The sequence below is a fragment of the Kitasatospora sp. NPDC051705 genome, assembly GCF_044453265.1.
GTDB lineage: Bacteria > Actinomycetota > Actinomycetes > Streptomycetales > Streptomycetaceae > Kitasatospora.
Genome location: NZ_JBITCO010000003.1, coordinates 86,653 through 102,782, shown reverse-complemented (window position 1 = coordinate 102,782; position 16,130 = coordinate 86,653). Strand labels below are relative to the sequence as shown.

Genomic DNA, 16,130 nt, shown 5'->3' with positions numbered 1-16,130 from the left:
TCCGGCCCACCCTTCATTGTGAGTCTGGTGTGACTCAGGCCTCGGAGGCCACGATGTTGACGACCTTGCGGCCGCGACGGGTGCCGAACTGCACCGCACCGGCGGTCAGCGCGAACAGCGTGTCGTCGCCGCCACGGCCGACGCCCGCACCCGGGTGGAAGTGGGTGCCGCGCTGGCGGACGAGGATCTCGCCGGCGGAGACGACCTGGCCGCCGAAGCGCTTCACGCCGAGGCGCTGGGCGTTCGAGTCACGGCCGTTACGGGTAGAGCTTGCGCCCTTCTTGTGTGCCATTTTCGGCTATCCCCTTACTTGCTGACCGAGTCGATGCTGGTGATGCGCACCGCGGTGTGCTTCTGACGGTGACCCTGGCGACGGCGGTAGCCGGTCTTGTTCTTGTAGCGCAGGATGACGATCTTGTCACCCTTGGTCTGGTCGACCACCTCGGCGTGGGCCTTCACGCCGGCGAGGACCCACGGGTCGGAGGTGACGGCCTCGCCGTCGACGACCAGGATGGTCGAGAGCTCGACCGAGTCACCCGGCTTGGCCTCGATACGGTCGATCTCCAGCACGTCGCCGACGGCGACCTTGTGCTGGCGGCCGCCTGCGCGAACGATCGCGTACATGCGGTACCTGCTTTCCTTGCTCGGTCGGAACTCCCGACGCCAGCCACCTGGGTACGGACACAGAGGCCTCTCCCCTCGGAACCGCGCGGACGCGGTCACCTCGGGAAGGTGATGTGCTCGGGAGCGTGGCGTAGACACGCCGAGGGTCAAGAATACGGACCGCCCGCCCGGGGGGCAAACCGGCCCGTACGGCCCGGGGCGGGAAGGGTCCCGCCCCGGGCCGGGGCACTACTCGGCGGCCGTATCACCTTCGGCCGCCGCGGCCTTCTTGGCCGCCGCGCTCGTCCGCTTGGTGGCGGTCTTGCGGGCGGTGGTCTTCTTGGCCGCCGCGGTCGTCTTCTTGGCGGCGGTCTTCTTCGCGGCGGTCTTGCGGGCGGCCCGCTTCTTGGGCGCCGGCGCCTCCTCCGCGGACTCCTCGACCGCGGACCCCTCGACCGCGGCCTCGGCGGCGGGGGCCTCGACGGCCTCCGTCTCCGCGACGGCCCCGGCCTCGGTCTCCGCGACCTCGACGGCCTGCGGCTCCTCGGCGGCGGGGGACTCGGCCGCGGGGGCCTCGACGGCCACCACGGGCTCGGCGGCCGGGGCGGCGGCCTCCAGGGCCGCCTCCAGCGCCGCGTCGGCCCGCGCCTGCAGCACCACGATCTCGGCACCGCCCGGCGTACCGGCCGGAGCCGTCGCCTTGCGCACCGCGCGGCGGCGGGTGCGGCCGGCCGGGGCCGCCGTGACGGCCGGGATCTCGACCAGGTCCGGCTGGGCCGCCGGGGCCTCGGCCGACTCCTCGGTGCCCGGGACCTCCAGGGCCAGCTGGCCCTCGATCTCCTCGCGCACCGGCTCGACCGCGAGCTCGGCATCGGCCTCGACCTCGGCCTCGGTCACCGCGGCCTCGACGGCCTGCGGCTCCTCGTGGGCCGCCCCGCCCTTGCCCCGGCGGCGGCGCTTGCCGCTGCCCGCGGCCGGCTCGACGGCCGGCGCGACCGGGGTGTGGACGTGGGTGCTCGGCTGCTCCATGTGGACGATCACGCCGCGGCCGTTGCAGTGCACGCACGGCTCGGAGAAGGACTCCAGCAGGCCCTGGCCGACCCGCTTGCGGGTCATCTGGACCAGGCCCAGCGAGGTGACCTCGGCCACCTGGTGCTTGGTCCGGTCCCGGCCCAGGCACTCCAGCAGGCGGCGCAGCACCAGGTCGCGGTTGGACTCCAGCACCATGTCGATGAAGTCGATCACGATGATGCCGCCGAGGTCGCGCAGCCGCAGCTGGCGCACGATCTCCTCGGCCGCCTCGATGTTGTTCCGGGTGACCGTCTCCTCCAGGTTGCCGCCCTGGCCGACGAACTTCCCGGTGTTGACGTCGATGACGACCATCGCCTCGGTGCGGTCGATCACCAGCGACCCGCCGCTGGGCAGCCAGACCTTGCGGTCCAGCGCCTTCATCAGCTGCTCGTCGATCCGGTAGGTGGCGAACACGTCCACCTCGGAGGTCCACCGCTGGAGCCGCTCGGCGAGGTCCGGGGCCACGTTGGAGACGTAGTCGTGGATGGTGTTCCACGCCTCGTCGCCGGAGACGATGACCTTGGTGAAGTCCTCGTTGAAGATGTCGCGGACGACCCGGACGGTCATGTCCGGCTCGCCGTACAGCAGCGCGGGGGCGTTGCCGGTCGCGGCCTTCTTCTGGATGTCCTCCCACTGCTGCTGCAGTCGCTGGACGTCGCGGGTCAGCTCCTCCTCGGAGGCGCCCTCGGCGGCGGTGCGCACGATGACGCCCGCGTCGTCCGGGACGATCTTCTTGAGGATCTGCTTCAGGCGGGCGCGCTCGTTCTCGGGCAGCTTGCGCGAGATGCCGGTCATCGAGCCCTCGGGCACGTACACCAGGTAACGGCCGGGCAGCGAGATCTGGCTGGTCAGGCGGGCGCCCTTGTGGCCGATCGGGTCCTTGGAGACCTGCACCAGCACGGACTGGCCGGACTTCAGCACCGACTCGATCCGGCGCGGGCCGCCGTGGCCGCCCAGCGCGCCGAAGTTGACCTCACCGGCGTACAGCACCGCGTTGCGGCCCTTGCCGATGTCGACGAACGCGGCCTCCATCGACGGCAGCACGTTCTGGACCTTGCCCAGGTAGACGTTGCCGACGTACGAGGTGGCCTGCTCCTTGTTCACGTAGTGCTCGACCAGCACGCCGTCCTCGAGGACGCCGATCTGGGTCCGCTGGCCGTTCTGGCGCACCACCATGACGCGCTCGACGGACTCCCGGCGGGCGAGGAACTCGGCCTCGGTGATGATCGGCACCCGGCGGCGGCCCAGCTCGCGGCCCTCGCGGCGGCGCTGCTTCTTGGCCTCCAGACGGGTCGAGCCCTTGATGGACTGCACCTCGTCCGGGTCGAAGGACGGCTCGGTGGAGCGGCGGCGCGGCTCGCGCACCTTCACGACCGTGCGGACGCCGTCCTCGGTGGTCTCGGCGGTCTCGACGGCACCGGCCTCGCCGCTGCGGCGGCGACGGCGGCGACGGCGGCGGGAGGAGGACAGGCCGGCGGCCAGGTCGTCGTCCTCGTCGCCCTCCTCGTCGGCGGCCTCGGCCGGCTCCTCGGCGGCGGGCTGCTCGGTCTCGAGGGCCTCGTTCTCGAAGTCCTCGGACTCGCCGCGGCGACGGCGGCGGCCACCCCGGCGGCGACGGCGCGACGGACGGCCGTCCTCCTCCCAGTCGCCCTCGGTCTCCGGACCGGCGACGGGGGCCTCGACGACGGGCGCCTCGACGGCCGGCGTCTCGACCGGAGCCTCGGCGGCCTTCTCGGCGGCCTTCTCCGCGGCGCGCTCGGCCCGCTCGGCCTTCTCGGCGGCGCGCTCGGCGGCCTTCACGGCCCGCCCGCCCTTGGAGCGGGCCGGCGGCTGCACCCGCACCGAGGTGCGCACGCGACGGCGGCGGCCGACGCCGCTGTACTCGAACTCGTCCTCCTCGCGCTCGGCGACGGCCGGCTCCTCGGCCTGGGCCGGGGCGGCGGCGGCCGGCTGCTGCGGCTGGGCCGCGGGCTGCGCGACGTAGGGGGCCGGCTCCTGGAACACCGGGGCCTGGAAGATCGCGGTGGACGGGCGGACGGCACGGCGGCGCACCCGGCCGGTCGGCTCGGCGACCGGCGCCGGGGCGGGCTCGGGCTCGGGCTCGACGGCCGCGGCCTCCTCGACCGACTCCTCCTCGACGGGCTCCTCGGCGGCGGGCTCCTCGGCGGCGGGCTCCTCGACCGGCGCCTCGACGACCGGCGCGGCCTCGACCACGCGGCGGCGACGGGCCCGGCGGGCCGGAGCCGCAGGGGCCTCCTCGGCCTCGGCGGCGGGCTCCTCGGCCTGCGCCGGGGCGGCGACGGGCTCCTCGGCCGGGGTCTCGGCGGCGGCCGGCGTACCGGCGGGGGCCTCGGCACGCTTGCGGGTGCGACGGGCCCGGACGGGCTTCTCGGCCACCGGCTCGGCGGCCGGAGCGGCCTCGGCGGGCTCCTCGACGGCCTTCTCGGCCGCCTTGGCCGCCTTCGCCGCGGTCGGCTCGGCGGCGACGGCCTCGGCCGCCTCCGGGGTCCCTGCGGGGGCCTCGGCACGCTTGCGGGTGCGACGGGCCCGGACGGGCTTCTCGGCCACCGGCTCGGCGGCCGGAGCGGCCTCGGCCGCCGCGGCCTCGGCGGCGGGCGCCTCGGCCGGGACGACCGTCTCGGCGGCCTCGGTGGCCGCACCCTGCGGGGTCCCCGCGGGGCGGGACACCGCGCGACGGCGGCGGCGCGGCGGCGCCGCGGACGCGCCCTCGCCGCCGGTCGGGGCGGTTTCGTTCTGTTCCGTGGCCGCGGTCTGCTGCGGATCGGTGTTATCGAGCATGCGGGTGGATCTCCCGTCAGGCCCCCGGGCTCCGCATCCGGGCACGGCACGGCACGGGCGGCCGGCCGGCATCGCGACGATGCTCGGGCCGGACCCATTCACGGTGCCGCCGCGCGGACGCGAGGCCGCACAGGGGCTCGTAGTCTCGCTCGGCGCCCCGCCCTCGGCGGGGTGTCGAAAGTCTTCTGGTCTGACCAGTCTTCTGAGGTTTTCCCAAGCTGCGCCGTCCCCCAACCCCGGGTGGCTCCCGGACGGGGTTCCCGGGCCCACCGACCGTCCTGGTCGGCGGGCCGCAGGTGGCCGGCCTGTGCTGCGACGACGCTCGCTCCCCTGGGGAGCCGCGGGAACCTGGAGGACCGTCGGGCCCAGTGAGGCACTGGGCCCGGCCTCCGCCCGTCAGGCGGACGCGGCCCCGCGCACCCCGGCGGCCGTCAGCCGGCCGGGGCCGCGGCGCGGTCGAGCGCCAGCGGGTCGGTCACCGTGCCGGTCTCCTCGTCGAGCGGCCCCTGCGCCAGCCTGGTCACCTCTGCGGGGACCGGCGGCGCCAGGTCGGCCGTCGCACGGAGACCGGACAATACGTCGTCGGGTCGTACGGCGGGTGTGGCGTGTCGTACTACCAGCCGCAGTATCGCACAGGGACGGCCGGTCCGAACATCGTGGTCCGCTCCGGCGGCCGTGTCCGCACCGCCGTCGACCTGCGGCGGGACGAGGTCCAGCGCCGCCACGGCGCCGCGCGCGTCGAAGACCCGCACGCCGTTCTTGGTCGTGCGTTCGACCTCGACCCGCTCCTCGGCCAGGAACGCCTTGACCGCGCCGGCCGCCTCGTCCGGCTCGACGCCGTCCAGCCGGACCAGCCACTCGGAGGCCTCCAGGCGCTCCACGAAGTTCGGCGTCCGCACCTCGACCGCGTCGATCACGTCCAGGCCGGGCGGCAGCGACTCGTCCAGCTGCGCCCGCAGCTCCTCGGGGTCGCGCAGGGCGGCCAGACCGATCTCCAGGTACTCCGCCTCGCTCGCCACCCCGGTCGGGGCCGCGTTGGCGTAGGAGACCTTCGGGTGCGGGGTGAAGCCGGCCGAATAGGCCATCGGCACGGCGGACCGGCGAAGGGCGCGCTCGAAGGCGCGCTGGAAGTCGCGGTGGCTGGTGAAGCGGAGCCGGCCGCGCTTGGTGTAGCGGAGACGGATCCGCTGCACCGTCGGCGCGGGCGGCGGACCGTCGGGCGTACGGCGTGCCAGGGTCGCTCAGTCCTTAGTCAGTTGTCCCCGTCCGGCGCGGCGAACTGCCGCCACGGTCCGGACTCTGTCACCTCAAAGGGTACGCGCCCCGCCGCCCCCCTCGCTCCGCCCCTGGTCAGCCGTACGCCGACGACCCCCGGCCGGAGCGTTCCGGCCGGGGGTCGTCGGACCCGGGGACTACTTGTTGACGACGCTCAGCGGCAGCAGCTTCTTGCCGGTCGGGCCGATCTGGATCTCCGTCTGCATCTGGGGCTATATGGAGACACGTCCAAAACCGTCGAGGGGGGTCTCCGACATGGCGAAGCGCAGCCGCACGGCCCGTGCCGCGCAGCAGAAGATGTACACGGTCGAAGCTGAGTGGACCGCCTCAGATCTGGCACTGCTGGAGGACCTGAAGAGAGCCGAGGCCGCCCTTCCGGCAGAGGCGCCCCGAGCTCTGCTGTCGGTCCGGCTGTCCGTGCTCACGGAAGACACCACCTCCCCCGTCCGCCAGGAGCTCGACCTCCGCCGTGAGGCGCTGAACCGGGGCTGCCGCGTGGTCGGCGTCGCCAGCGACCTCAACGTGTCCGCCACGAAAGTGCCCCCGTGGAAGCGCAAGCAGCTGGGCGACTGGCTGAACAACCGGGCGCCGGAGTTCGACGTGTTGCTGTTCTGGAAGCTCGACCGGTTCATCCGCCGTCTGTCCGACCTGAACACGATGATCGACTGGGCGTTGAAGTACGGGAAGAACCTGGTCTCCAGGCACGACTCGATCGACCTGACCACGGTCGTCGGGAAGATCCTGGTCACACTGATCGGCGGCATCGCGGAGATCGAGGCCACCAACACGAGCACGCGCGTCGCGAGCCTCTGGGACTACGCGAAGACGCAGTCCGCCTGGCTGGTCGGCAAGCCGGCCTTCGGGTACACCACCGCCGAGGACGAGAACGGGAACGTCGTCCTTGTTATTGAGGCCGACGCCCACAAGGCCCTGCACTGGTGCCGACGCATGGCTCGTCGAGGCGTCTCCGCGACCCGCATGGTCAAGCTGCTGAAGCGCGCGGGCCTCGGCAGCGACGGCCTCACGGTTTCGACCCTCCTGCGCCAGCTCCGCAACCCTGCCTTGATGGGCTACCGCGTAGAAGAGGAGAAGAAGGGCGGCGCTCGCCGGTCCAAGCTCGTCCTGGACAAGGCCGGGAAGCCCATCAGGGTCGCGGAGGCCATTTTCGCCGACGAGGAGTTCAACGAGCTCCAAGCGGATCTCGACAAGCGCAGCAAGAACCAGCCTCAACGCCGGCCCGGTGGCGCCACGAAGTTCCTCGGAGTCTTCATCTGCGCCGACTGCAAGACGCACATGGTGGAACAGCGGAGCCGCGTCAACGGTCGGGTGTACGAGTACCTGCGCTGCCAGGGCTGCCGCGGTGGGGGACCTGGCGCTCCCAACCCCGATGTGATCAACGCCAAGCTCGTCCTCGACGTGCTGTCCGTCCTTGGTGACGAGCCGGTGCAGGTGCGCGAGTACGCACGGGGCGCCGAGGCTCGTGCCCATGTGGCGCAGCTTGAGGAGTCCATCGCCTACTACATGAAGGAGCTGGAGCCCGGCGGCCGGTACGCCAAGACCCGGTTCACACGCGAGCAGGCGGAGGAGACGCTGGACAAGCTGATCACCGAACTCGGAGAGATCGACCCCGAGACCACCGAAGACCGGTGGGTGAACGTGGCCAACGGAAAGACGTTCCGGCAGCAGTGGGAGGAAGGCGGCACCGAGGCCATGGCCGCAGACCTCGTGAGGGTGGGTATCCGCTGTGAAGTCACCCGAACCAAGGTCAAGGGTCAGCGGGCCCCCGCGATCAAGCTGCGCCTCATGATCCCCAAGGACTACCGCGACCGGCTGATCGTCAAGGAAGACGACTTCGCAAGCAAGCTCTGACGCAACAGCCGGCCCGAAGGCCGAACGGCATGCGACAGGCCCCGGCAGCAGTGTCGGGGCCTGTCGTCGTCAGTGCTTGGCCGGGTCGTATGGCTCCTCGTTCCCGTCCTCGTCGACGATGACGATCTCGCTCTTGATGGCCTGCCACTGAGTCCGTCTCAACGGCTCTGCCCACTCGGCAGGACCGACGACAGTGGGCGTCGCATCTCGCGCGCCAGGACGGGTGATCACAGCGCCTCCCTATTAGCGCCGGAGCATCTCGCCTCTTCACGGGCCATCTCCCGGTTGGTGGCGAGGTCTTCGGCGATGCCGGCGGCGATGAGTGCTTCGGCGGGGGTGTGGCCGGTTCCGGCGAAGCGCCAGGCGGATTCGGTGGTGGTGTCGGTGTCCCAGTCGATGTACAGGGCGGGGGCGCCGGCGAGGGTGCGGGCGTGTTCGGTGCGGTCGGCTCGGAGTTGGCCGTAGGTGGTGGAGTAGACGTGGGTTTTGGTGAGGCAGTGGCCCCTGTAGCCGAGCATGTGGGCCCAGGTGCGAAGGCGCAGGTGGCGTAGTTCGGGCAGTTCGCCGAGGCGCCAGGCGGTGGCGATGAGGGCCCGGATATGTGGGGTGACGTGCAGGGCTCGTATCTCGTCGATGGATTCGATGCGGCGGTCGACGGCGCCGGCCGCTTCCACGCTCTTGCTCGTGTACTTGGCGACGTAGGCGGCTACCGCGTCGTCGGTGAGGCGTGCGCCGTCGCCGCCGGTGAGGGGGTGGGCGTCGAGCTGGGTACCGAAGCGGAGCCGTCCGTCGCCGAATGCGGCCGATTCGGGGCGCGGCAGGGCGACGGCGGCAGCCGCGGAGCGCACCGTGTCCATGAGGAGGTCTGCGGTTGCCCAGGGCGGGGGCGGGTCGGTGGGTCCCGTGGGTCCGTCGAAGCGGACGACGGCGTGGAAGTGGACCGCGCCGCGCTTCTGGTACTCGGCGACCTTCGCGGCCGAGACCCGGATCAGCTTGCGGACGGCCGTGCGGCCGACGCCGGCCCGAGTGGCGACGTGGTGGTACAGGTTGTCCCGGAAGGCCTTCCACAACGCCGGGGCCATCGCGTTCCACAGGACGTGGCCCGGGTAGTCGTAGCAGTCCGCGCAGAGCGGCTGTCCGATGAGCGGGTCCGTGTCGGAGTGGGTCCGGCCGCAGCCGTGCCGGCCTCCGTGTTCGCAGCGCCGGCGCCGGGCCCGGTGGCATTCGCCGGCGCGGTGGACCGGGCCGAACGAGGGCGCGGTGAGGGTGACGAACAGCCGCGGGTGCGTGCGCACCGTCTCCGGGACGCCTTTGCCGCCGGTGAGGCCGGAGCGGACCAGGTGGAAGGTGTCGCCGCTGTGCTCGCGCGAGCAGGACGGGCACCGGGTGGCGCGGCGGTTGCGGCAGCGGACGGCGAGCCGGCCGCCGGGTTCGGTGGCGGTCGAGTAGTGCCGCAGGACTTCACCGGTGTCGGCGTCCAGGGTGGTGGTGTGTCCGGTGAGGTAGACCGGTTCCGCGCAGCCGCCGGTGGCGCGGATCTGTTCGATCCAGCGGTTCAGGTCCGGCATCTCACCGAGGCGGACCAAGTCCCGGTCTATGGAGGGTAGTTGGCGCAGCCGCGCCTCCCGGGAGAGGTAGGCGCGGCGTGCGGTGGGGTCGGTGTACGGGTTGGGGGCGGTCATGGGGGGTGTCTCCAGGGCCAGGGGTTGCCGGGCCCCGGCCGGGCCAAACTGTGTGTGGCGCGGCCGGGGGTGGCGTGGGGGCGGGTGGAGGGGGTCCGGCGGATCGGGGTCGGTCCGCCGGTGGGGGCTGGGCTGGCTGGCACGGTGATCACTCGCTTTCAGGTGGTGGTGTGGGTGAGGCCTTGGACGATCCAGGTCACGGCGTAGACGATCGGGTCGGTCCAGCCGATGCGGTCGAGGTAGATGGCGAGGACGCCGACGAGGGCGACGTGCCAGGCCTTGATTTCGCCGGAGCGCACCAGGAGGAAGGTGGCCAGGGCGAGGAAGGCGATCAGGACGAGGGCCGGGCCGTTGCCCATCAGAGGTAGACCCCTTCACTCGGCTCGTCGACGTGCAGGCCGGGCCAGGTGGGGGCGAGACGGGCGTACTTGCCCGCGACGCGGCGGGCCTGGTCGGGGGCGACGTGGATCGAGCGGGCCCGGAGCCACTGGCCGTCGGTGTCCGCGGTGATGGCGACGCCCTGTTCGGCGAGCGTGATGCGCTGCGCTGCGGCGAGGGCGTCCTTGTTGAGGTCGCCGAGCGCCATCTCCGCCGTTCCCGCGTCGCTGACCCGGTGGCAGATCCGGCCGGCCAGCTGCGCCCGCAGCGCGGTGACGCCGGGGCCGAGGTCGGAGCCGACCCGCTGACCGGCGATCACCAGGTGAATCCCGAGGGCGGCGCCGAGCTGGGCCAGGCGCAGGAGGTTGGTGGAGATCTCCCCGACTTCCGCCTTGTCCTCCCGCGTGGCCATCAGGTACAGCTCGGCGACCTCGTCGACGATGAGGACGACGGGCAGCACCCGGAGCTTGGCGGGCAGGTCCCAGATCGAGCGGGCACCGACCGAGCGGCACAACTGCATGCGTGCTTCCGTCTCGGCGACGAGTTCGGCCAGGAGCCTCGCAGCCTCGGCCCGGGTGGAGGCCAGGGCCGAGAGCCGGTCCTCGAAGAGCGAGAGTTCCATGCCGCCCTTGAGGTCGATGCCGAACAGGGCGACGCGTTGCGGGGCGAGTTCCTTCACCAGGGAGGCGATGAGGGTGGACTTGCCGGAGCGGGTGGCGCCGACGATCAGCCAGTGCGGGGTGCGCCGGAAGTCGATCACCCACGCGCGGCCGTCCTCCAGCAGCCCGACCACCGCCCGCAGCGCGCGCTGTTTCAGCTGGTACGGCACGACGGGCGCCCGCAGCGGGTCCCAGGCCAGCGCGGAGAGGGTGACGAATCCGCGCTCGTCGGAGAACAGCCGGACGGCGTGGACCCGCCAGGCGTGCGTGAGTGCTTCCACGGCGGACAGGAAGTGGTCCGGGACCTGCCCCGGGTGCATCCGCACCGCCACGTCCAGGCCGCCGCGCCGCAGCTTCGGCGCGCCGAGGCGGGGCGGGACCGGCTTGAGGGGATCACCCCGCACCACCAGGTCACCGAGCAGGGCCCGACTGGGGCGCTTGGCGACGGCGAGGCCGAGGTTCGTGGTCAGCCGCCGCCAGGTGAGCCGGACCCTGATCACGGTGACGGGGTAGCCGAGTAGGCACCACCAGATGTAGGGGTAGGAGCGCCGCAGCCCGGGAGCGGTCGCGATGAGGATGAGCACCGTGGCGAGCAGCGCCACCCACAGGAGTTGGGCGAGGATCACGGCCGCTCCCCGTTCTCCATGGCGGTGTTGTGGGCTTCGGTCTCCAGGTCGCGGGCCTGGCCGGCGGCCTTGTCGGCGAGGGTGGCGATGTGGTCGAAGAGCTGGGCGCCGCTGCTGTCGGCGGCGAACGGGTTGACCTCGTCGGCCAGGTCGCCGAGTTCGCACAGGAGACGACGGAGCCGGGCGCGGGTGACGGTGCTCATCAGGCGTCACCACCCTTGCGCGAGGCCGACGCCGGGGCGGGGACGGGGGTGATGGCGTCGGCGCGGAAGGACAGGCCGTGCCGGTCCCCCATCGCCCAGGAGAAGGCGGTCAGGCCGGTGACGTGCACCCGCACGCCCTCCACGACGCCGACCGGTTCGCCGGACACGCTGATCTCGATGATCGAGGCCCGCCGGCCGTCCTGCCGCACCGCGACACCGACCGTGTAGACGGTCTGCCCCTCACGGTCCTTACGGACTTCACCGGTCTCGCGGTTGGCGATCCGCACCTCGGGGGCGACGATGCAGGTCATCGTGCCGAGCCGGGTTCCGTCCACGGGAATGGACTGCATGAGCGCACACTCCAATGACGCAAAGGCCGTTTAACGTCGGTCGTCAAACGTACTTACCTTTGCGCTTAAATGATGCGCCGCCTTGACGCCCCGGCGCAAGCGATTCATGCTTACGTTTAACGGCTAGCGACTGATGACAGACATGCACATGCGGCCCGAGCTGGGCAAACGATCACAGATAACGACTCGATAACCACACGACACGCGCGAAGCGGGCCTTCCCCGGCGCCCGCACCAAGGGGTTCGACACGATGGCGATCATCCGGAACGAGGCACTGCACAAGCAGGTAGCGGCGGCGATGCGACAGGCGATCGCCGCCGGCGAATGGCCCCCTGGCACGCAGCTGCCCACGGAGACCGATCTCGCCGAGAAGTACGGCGTCTCCCGACCAACCGTCAGGCTCGCCGTCGCCGCCCTACGCGGTGAAGGTCAGTTGGACGTCAAGCAGGGACGAGGCACCTTCGTCCGCCCCACCGTCCACGGCCCCGCTGACACCATGGAGCGCACCGTCACCCTCCGGGGCAGTCAGTACGAGACGCCTGTCGACGCGTGGTTCGGCCACGGCGAGGAGCCGACCGTCTACCGCACCCGCACCGACGCGATCACGGCGCCACTTCTGGACATGGACGAGGGCGAGGCGATGTTCGCATGCGACCGCCTGATCACCGACCCTGCCGGCAATGGCCGCGCCCTTCACCGCCTGTTGCTCCCGATGGAGCGCATCACGGGCACCCCCCTGGCTAAAGAGCCCGGAGTGGCACCGGCCGAGGCCTACGCGACGCTCGCCGCCGCCGGGCACGAACCCACCTGGCGCGAGCGGGTCAGCGCCCGCATCCCCCAGCCCGACGAACGGGAAGCCCTCCACCTGTCCGAGGCCGCCGTCCTGCTGGTCGTCCACCGTGTCACCTACGACCGACCGTCGGGTCTGCCGCTGCTACTCGAAGAGACCAGGCTCGGCGCCGAGACCAGCGCCGTGACCTATGACATCGAGGCCACCAAGCCCAAGCGCGCCACCCGCCCCAAGATCACTCGCTAATTGCGATCGATCCAGGATCCAACATGAGCGCTGACGGCGGCAAAGCCCCCCAGGTGTTCTCGACAAGTTGACGAGAGCCATTCCGGCAGCGAGATCAAGAGCCAGGTTGCCCGGTTCGTGCCGAGGAGGGACTGTCCAGGCGAGGTCCCTGGCAGACACCACCCTCGGGGGTCCGCCTGCATTTTGGTGGCGGTCGACCGGCGTTCTTCACCCGCGGTCGGGGGTGATGGGGCCGGTGAGAGCGGCTGGGACGTCGTCGCGGATGGTGAAGACCCCGTCGGTTCCGGTGAGCTCCAGCAGGCGTTTGACCTGAGGCGGAGGGCTGGCGAGGACCAGCTCGACGCCGGTGGCGAGGGCCTCCAGGCGGGTCCTGAGCAGGGCGTTGAGGCCGGTGGAGTCGCAGAAGGTCAGGCCCGCAAGATCGATGACCAGCCGGGGCGGGCGCTCCTTGACCGCGCGGGCGAGGCCAGCGTCCAGAAGAACGTGCTCGCCCTGGTCGACCTGCCCGTCCAGGTGCAGGACGAGGGCGGTCTCGGGAGTGCCTGAGGTCGTGATCCGCAGGCGGGGAGCGTGCCGGGCGTACATGAGCGGGCTCCCTTCCGGCTGGGAGGCTGTCCGCCTTCGATCCTCCCGCTTTCACGGCGGCGTTTTCCACCCGGGCCGGCCTGCCGGAGCCAGCCGCTCAACCCGGCAACACCGCGCCAGCGCACCGGGCAAATCCCGCTGCCCAGCCTGTCGGCGCGGCCCGGCGGCGCACGGGCCCGGGGGAATGTGAACCCGTGCGCCTCCGTCCTGCGCCGACAGGTGTCCGGTTCAACGAGCGGCCCCGACTCAGGGCACGGCCAGCGCGATGTCCCTGCTCCGCCTCAGGGCTGTTCGTCGGTTTCGCCGAGGACCCAGGCGAGCGCGCTGGCGACGCCGGCGGCGAAGCGGCGGACGCTGCCGTCGCGGTCCTCGTGGGTACTTTTCCGGCGCGCGGCCCGTTCCTCGGCCCTGATGATGGCGTCGTTCGGGCGCTCCATCGTGTCGAAGCCGCTGACGGGGCCGAAGGAGCGGTGGCCAGCGACCCATTCGAGGGCCGCCAGGCTTCCCAGCTCCTCGGCGGTCAGCAGACCGGGCAGGGCAGCGAGGCGGGCGGCGACGGCCTCGACCGTGGCGAGCGTGCGGACGCCGGCCCGGCCAAGCGGCGCGTCAGCGGGTGCCATGGTGCTCGGCCTCGGCAGCCTGGAGACAGAAGGACTCGGTGCCGGTCTCGATCAGGATGAAGTGGAAGGTCAGCCTGTCGACAATGGCCGCGCAGAGCCGGGCATCGGTGACCGCCAGTCGGGCTTTGATCCGCTCGATCGTGTGCCGCTGCTTGCGCGGCACCTCCAGATCGGTCCACAGCATCTCGTCGATCCAGACCTTCACCGGCTCCAACACCGACCCCCGCTGCTCCGGCTTCTTGCGCGTCCTCAGCACCGGCGAGCGCTGCGCCTGGCTCACTTTGAACCGCAGAGCCAGCCGCCGACCCGAGACTGTCGGGTCCTGCTGGGGCGCCCGCCGGGTCTTCTCGAAAAGCACCTCGCATAGCAAAGCCACCCCGACCCCCTGACATGACCGTAATCAAGGACCACAGCCTGTCGCGGCGAACCGGAGCAGTCGACGACATTACTCCGAGCGCGGTGTGTCGCACCCTCAGCCCAGGCGGCTCTCAACTCGTTGCCCAAACCGTGGGCTCCCGATCTCACTACCCACCGGCTCTTAAGACACCTGTCTAATACACCCCAGGTGTGGGCGCTCGGACACGACACTGTCGCAACTTGCCTTCACTTACTCAAGCGGCGGCGCCTCCGCGCCGCCGGGCGGGCCCAGCCGCCTCGGCCGGGCTGCGGCCTGCCGGCCGGTCCCGGCCGGGCGCCTGGCCCGCCCGCAAGACACAGCCTGCTCAAAACCGGACGCAAGCGGCCCCGTTCTTTCCTATCAAGTCAGCATGTTGACACTTGCTGCGTTTTGTCAGTAGCCACCAATACGGTGGACCGACCAAGCAGCAGGGAGTGCAGAGTGGTAGCACGGCTCAGCGCCGAGGTCGCACGGCGTCGGATGATCAGCTATGGGATGGACCCGACCGTTCCATACCCCGGAACAGTCGACACCCCGTGGCCTGGCATCTGCCAAACGTGCAAGCAACCAGGCTCACCCACGTTGAGCAACGCCAAGCGCCAGGGCCCATGTGGGCCGTGCGGACGAGAAAAGATGAAGGAGGCCCTGCGCCTGCCTCTGGCCGACGTGGTGCGTGCCTTAGAGGCAAAGGGTGTCATCGTCGTCGGGGATTACGAGAACAATCGGGAGGGAATCGAGTGCATTTGCCTCAAGTGTGGAGCCCTCGTTCATCCAACGTACACGAACGCCATGCGTGAAGGGGTGGGATTATGTGATAAGCAGTGCAAACGCAACCGGATCGGTGACAGCAATCGGGGTGATGCCGAGCAAGCTGCCATCTTCGCCAAAGCCAATGACCTTATCCCCCTTGCTCCATACACGGGAGCGGACGACCCGTGGCCACTTCAATGTGGCAGATGCGGCCACACAGGAAAAAAGACGACCTACAGCGCCATAAAGAGGCTCGGTCACGTCTGCGAGCCATGCGGCCGCGCCCGGCAGGCTGATTCCCGTCGCCTGAGTGAGGTTGAGGCTATCGAAAGCATGCTGCAGGCAAAGCTCAGGCCGGATGTCCCCTACCCCGGCAGCACGGATCTCCACTGGCCGTGCACCTGCCTGGTGTGCCAGACGGAGATCCGCCCTGGACCGCGACTCAACGACGTCCGCAATGGTGGGCAGGGCGGATGCACGAGCTGTGCGGTCACCGGCTTCAAACAGACGGAGCCAGCGCACATTTATCTCGTCGTCAACAACAATATCCGATTCCTAAAATGGGGCAAAACCAACAAGCTGAATAATCGACTTCAGGAGCACGCGCGCCAGGGATTCGATAAGGAAAAGGGGCGATGGCCATTCAAAATCGGCTTGACTGCCTCTATTGTGGAGAATTCAATTAGGCAAGCCGTGCGCGCCCGCGGCGCAACGACTCAAGTCGACAGGGAACTCATGCCCTACAAGGGGCACACCGAGACTGCGAGCCTTGACGAAATTAGCATCACTGAGGTCCTGGCCATCATCGAGCGCTTGGTCTCCCCACAGGGCTATTCCGGTCCCTTCACCTCGGGAGCGCCCGAAGCGGACCCAGTCACACCGAGTGCCACGTAGTATCTGACTCTCTGTTGGGTGCACGTATACCGATCTGGCAGACATCGCGGCCACTACTCTTCATCCGATCCCATCGCAACTATCCGCCGCTCGCCCCCGGCTGACTGGCTGCCCATGCCGCTGCCGCCGCCCGGGCTAGGCTTCCACGCAGCCGGGTCGTCGGAACGGGGTCGGGACTAATGCGCCAGTCGCGGAAGTCCGGCTGCCGCCGGACCTGGGCCTTGACGGCCCTTTCCGCGCCTATCGATCACGATGGCTGGCCATGCCCCGACAAAGCCGAGTCAACTGAGCATCGGCCTCGTAAGAACCACTACACTGCTGGCCCTTCAACC

Annotated in this window: 15 protein-coding genes; 3 read left to right on the top strand and 12 right to left on the bottom strand. The window is 70.7% G+C overall.

Annotated features, from left to right (window positions below; translation table 11 throughout):
* Window positions 1-34: 34 nt before the first annotated feature.
* From rpmA to ACIA8Q_RS05325, 4 genes are all read right to left on the bottom strand, one after another.
* Window positions 35-292, bottom strand: a complete 258-nt coding sequence (gene rpmA / locus ACIA8Q_RS05340) for a 50S ribosomal protein L27 (RefSeq protein ID WP_360211510.1) — start codon at window positions 290-292, stop codon at window positions 35-37.
* Window positions 293-306: 14 nt separating this feature from the next.
* Window positions 307-624, bottom strand: coding sequence for a 50S ribosomal protein L21 (gene rplU, locus ACIA8Q_RS05335; protein WP_188307842.1), 318 nt, complete (start codon window positions 622-624; stop codon window positions 307-309).
* A 228-nt stretch (window positions 625-852) separates the two neighbouring features.
* Window positions 853-4,473 (bottom strand): ribonuclease E/G, encoded by a 3,621-nt coding sequence (locus ACIA8Q_RS05330; RefSeq protein WP_396316787.1) that lies wholly within the window; start codon window positions 4,471-4,473, stop codon window positions 853-855.
* Window positions 4,474-4,904: 431 nt separating this feature from the next.
* On the bottom strand, window positions 4,905-5,666 hold the full coding sequence (locus ACIA8Q_RS05325; RefSeq protein WP_360211514.1) for a TIGR03936 family radical SAM-associated protein: 762 nt from the start codon (window positions 5,664-5,666) through the stop codon (window positions 4,905-4,907).
* Between the two features lie 337 nt (window positions 5,667-6,003).
* On the opposite strand from ACIA8Q_RS05325, the gene ACIA8Q_RS05320 reads away from it, so the two are divergent.
* Window positions 6,004-7,617: a recombinase family protein gene (locus ACIA8Q_RS05320; RefSeq protein WP_360211663.1), complete on the top strand. Its 1,614-nt coding sequence runs from the start codon at window positions 6,004-6,006 to the stop codon at window positions 7,615-7,617.
* Between the two features lie 227 nt (window positions 7,618-7,844).
* On the opposite strand, the gene ACIA8Q_RS05315 is transcribed toward ACIA8Q_RS05320, so the two are convergent.
* The 5 genes from ACIA8Q_RS05315 to ACIA8Q_RS05295 form a co-directional block, all read right to left on the bottom strand.
* On the bottom strand, window positions 7,845-9,299 hold the full coding sequence (locus ACIA8Q_RS05315; RefSeq protein ID WP_360211516.1) for a replication initiator: 1,455 nt from the start codon (window positions 9,297-9,299) through the stop codon (window positions 7,845-7,847).
* 158 nt (window positions 9,300-9,457) lie between these two features.
* Complete coding sequence (locus ACIA8Q_RS05310) at window positions 9,458-9,658, bottom strand: hypothetical protein (RefSeq protein WP_360211518.1); 201 nt, start codon at window positions 9,656-9,658, stop codon at window positions 9,458-9,460.
* Window positions 9,658-10,959, bottom strand: coding sequence for an FtsK/SpoIIIE domain-containing protein (locus tag ACIA8Q_RS05305; RefSeq protein ID WP_396316844.1), 1,302 nt, complete (start codon window positions 10,957-10,959; stop codon window positions 9,658-9,660). Before ACIA8Q_RS05305 ends, ACIA8Q_RS05310 begins: the two co-directional genes overlap by 1 nt.
* On the bottom strand, window positions 10,959-11,165 hold the full coding sequence (locus ACIA8Q_RS05300) for a hypothetical protein (RefSeq protein ID WP_360211520.1): 207 nt from the start codon (window positions 11,163-11,165) through the stop codon (window positions 10,959-10,961). Before ACIA8Q_RS05300 ends, ACIA8Q_RS05305 begins: the two co-directional genes overlap by 1 nt.
* On the bottom strand, window positions 11,165-11,515 hold the full coding sequence (locus ACIA8Q_RS05295) for a hypothetical protein (RefSeq protein ID WP_360211522.1): 351 nt from the start codon (window positions 11,513-11,515) through the stop codon (window positions 11,165-11,167). Before ACIA8Q_RS05295 ends, ACIA8Q_RS05300 begins: the two co-directional genes overlap by 1 nt.
* A gap of 251 nt (window positions 11,516-11,766) precedes the next feature.
* Between ACIA8Q_RS05295 and ACIA8Q_RS05290 the strand changes: the two genes are divergently transcribed.
* Entirely contained in the window at window positions 11,767-12,552 is a 786-nt protein-coding gene (locus ACIA8Q_RS05290; protein ID WP_360211524.1) for a GntR family transcriptional regulator, read from the top strand.
* A gap of 207 nt (window positions 12,553-12,759) precedes the next feature.
* On the opposite strand, the gene ACIA8Q_RS05285 is transcribed toward ACIA8Q_RS05290, so the two are convergent.
* The 3 genes from ACIA8Q_RS05285 to ACIA8Q_RS05275 all read right to left on the bottom strand — a co-directional run bounded on the left by ACIA8Q_RS05285 (window position 12,760) and on the right by ACIA8Q_RS05275 (window position 14,115).
* Window positions 12,760-13,137 carry an STAS domain-containing protein gene (locus ACIA8Q_RS05285; RefSeq protein ID WP_360211526.1) on the bottom strand — a complete coding sequence of 126 codons (378 nt, stop codon included), beginning with the start codon at window positions 13,135-13,137 and terminating at the stop codon, window positions 12,760-12,762.
* A 281-nt stretch (window positions 13,138-13,418) separates the two neighbouring features.
* Window positions 13,419-13,757, bottom strand: a complete 339-nt coding sequence (locus ACIA8Q_RS05280; protein WP_360211528.1) for a hypothetical protein — start codon at window positions 13,755-13,757, stop codon at window positions 13,419-13,421.
* Complete coding sequence (locus ACIA8Q_RS05275) at window positions 13,744-14,115, bottom strand: hypothetical protein (protein ID WP_360211671.1); 372 nt, start codon at window positions 14,113-14,115, stop codon at window positions 13,744-13,746. Before ACIA8Q_RS05275 ends, ACIA8Q_RS05280 begins: the two co-directional genes overlap by 14 nt.
* A 672-nt stretch (window positions 14,116-14,787) precedes the next feature.
* Here ACIA8Q_RS05275 and ACIA8Q_RS05270 point away from each other — a divergent pair.
* Window positions 14,788-15,798 (top strand): hypothetical protein, encoded by a 1,011-nt coding sequence (locus tag ACIA8Q_RS05270; protein ID WP_396316786.1) that lies wholly within the window; start codon window positions 14,788-14,790, stop codon window positions 15,796-15,798.
* Window positions 15,799-16,130 lie beyond the last annotated feature (332 nt).

Excerpts from the sequence above, each read along its gene's own strand:
- rpmA (WP_360211510.1), bottom strand. The coding sequence starts at position 292 with ATGGCACACAAGAAGGGCGCAAGCTCTACCCGTAACGGCCGTGACTCG.
- rplU (WP_188307842.1), bottom strand. The coding sequence starts at position 624 with ATGTACGCGATCGTTCGCGCAGGCGGCCGCCAGCACAAGGTCGCCGTC.
- ACIA8Q_RS05330 (WP_396316787.1), bottom strand. The coding sequence starts at position 4,473 with ATGCTCGATAACACCGATCCGCAGCAGACCGCGGCCACGGAACAGAAC.
- ACIA8Q_RS05320 (WP_360211663.1), top strand. The coding sequence starts at position 6,004 with ATGGCGAAGCGCAGCCGCACGGCCCGTGCCGCGCAGCAGAAGATGTAC.
- ACIA8Q_RS05315 (WP_360211516.1), bottom strand. The coding sequence starts at position 9,299 with ATGACCGCCCCCAACCCGTACACCGACCCCACCGCACGCCGCGCCTAC.
- ACIA8Q_RS05310 (WP_360211518.1), bottom strand. The coding sequence starts at position 9,658 with ATGGGCAACGGCCCGGCCCTCGTCCTGATCGCCTTCCTCGCCCTGGCC.
- ACIA8Q_RS05300 (WP_360211520.1), bottom strand. The coding sequence starts at position 11,165 with ATGAGCACCGTCACCCGCGCCCGGCTCCGTCGTCTCCTGTGCGAACTC.
- ACIA8Q_RS05295 (WP_360211522.1), bottom strand. The coding sequence starts at position 11,515 with ATGCAGTCCATTCCCGTGGACGGAACCCGGCTCGGCACGATGACCTGC.
- ACIA8Q_RS05290 (WP_360211524.1), top strand. The coding sequence starts at position 11,767 with ATGGCGATCATCCGGAACGAGGCACTGCACAAGCAGGTAGCGGCGGCG.
- ACIA8Q_RS05285 (WP_360211526.1), bottom strand. The coding sequence starts at position 13,137 with ATGTACGCCCGGCACGCTCCCCGCCTGCGGATCACGACCTCAGGCACT.
- ACIA8Q_RS05280 (WP_360211528.1), bottom strand. The coding sequence starts at position 13,757 with ATGGCACCCGCTGACGCGCCGCTTGGCCGGGCCGGCGTCCGCACGCTC.
- ACIA8Q_RS05270 (WP_396316786.1), top strand. The coding sequence starts at position 14,788 with ATGAAGGAGGCCCTGCGCCTGCCTCTGGCCGACGTGGTGCGTGCCTTA.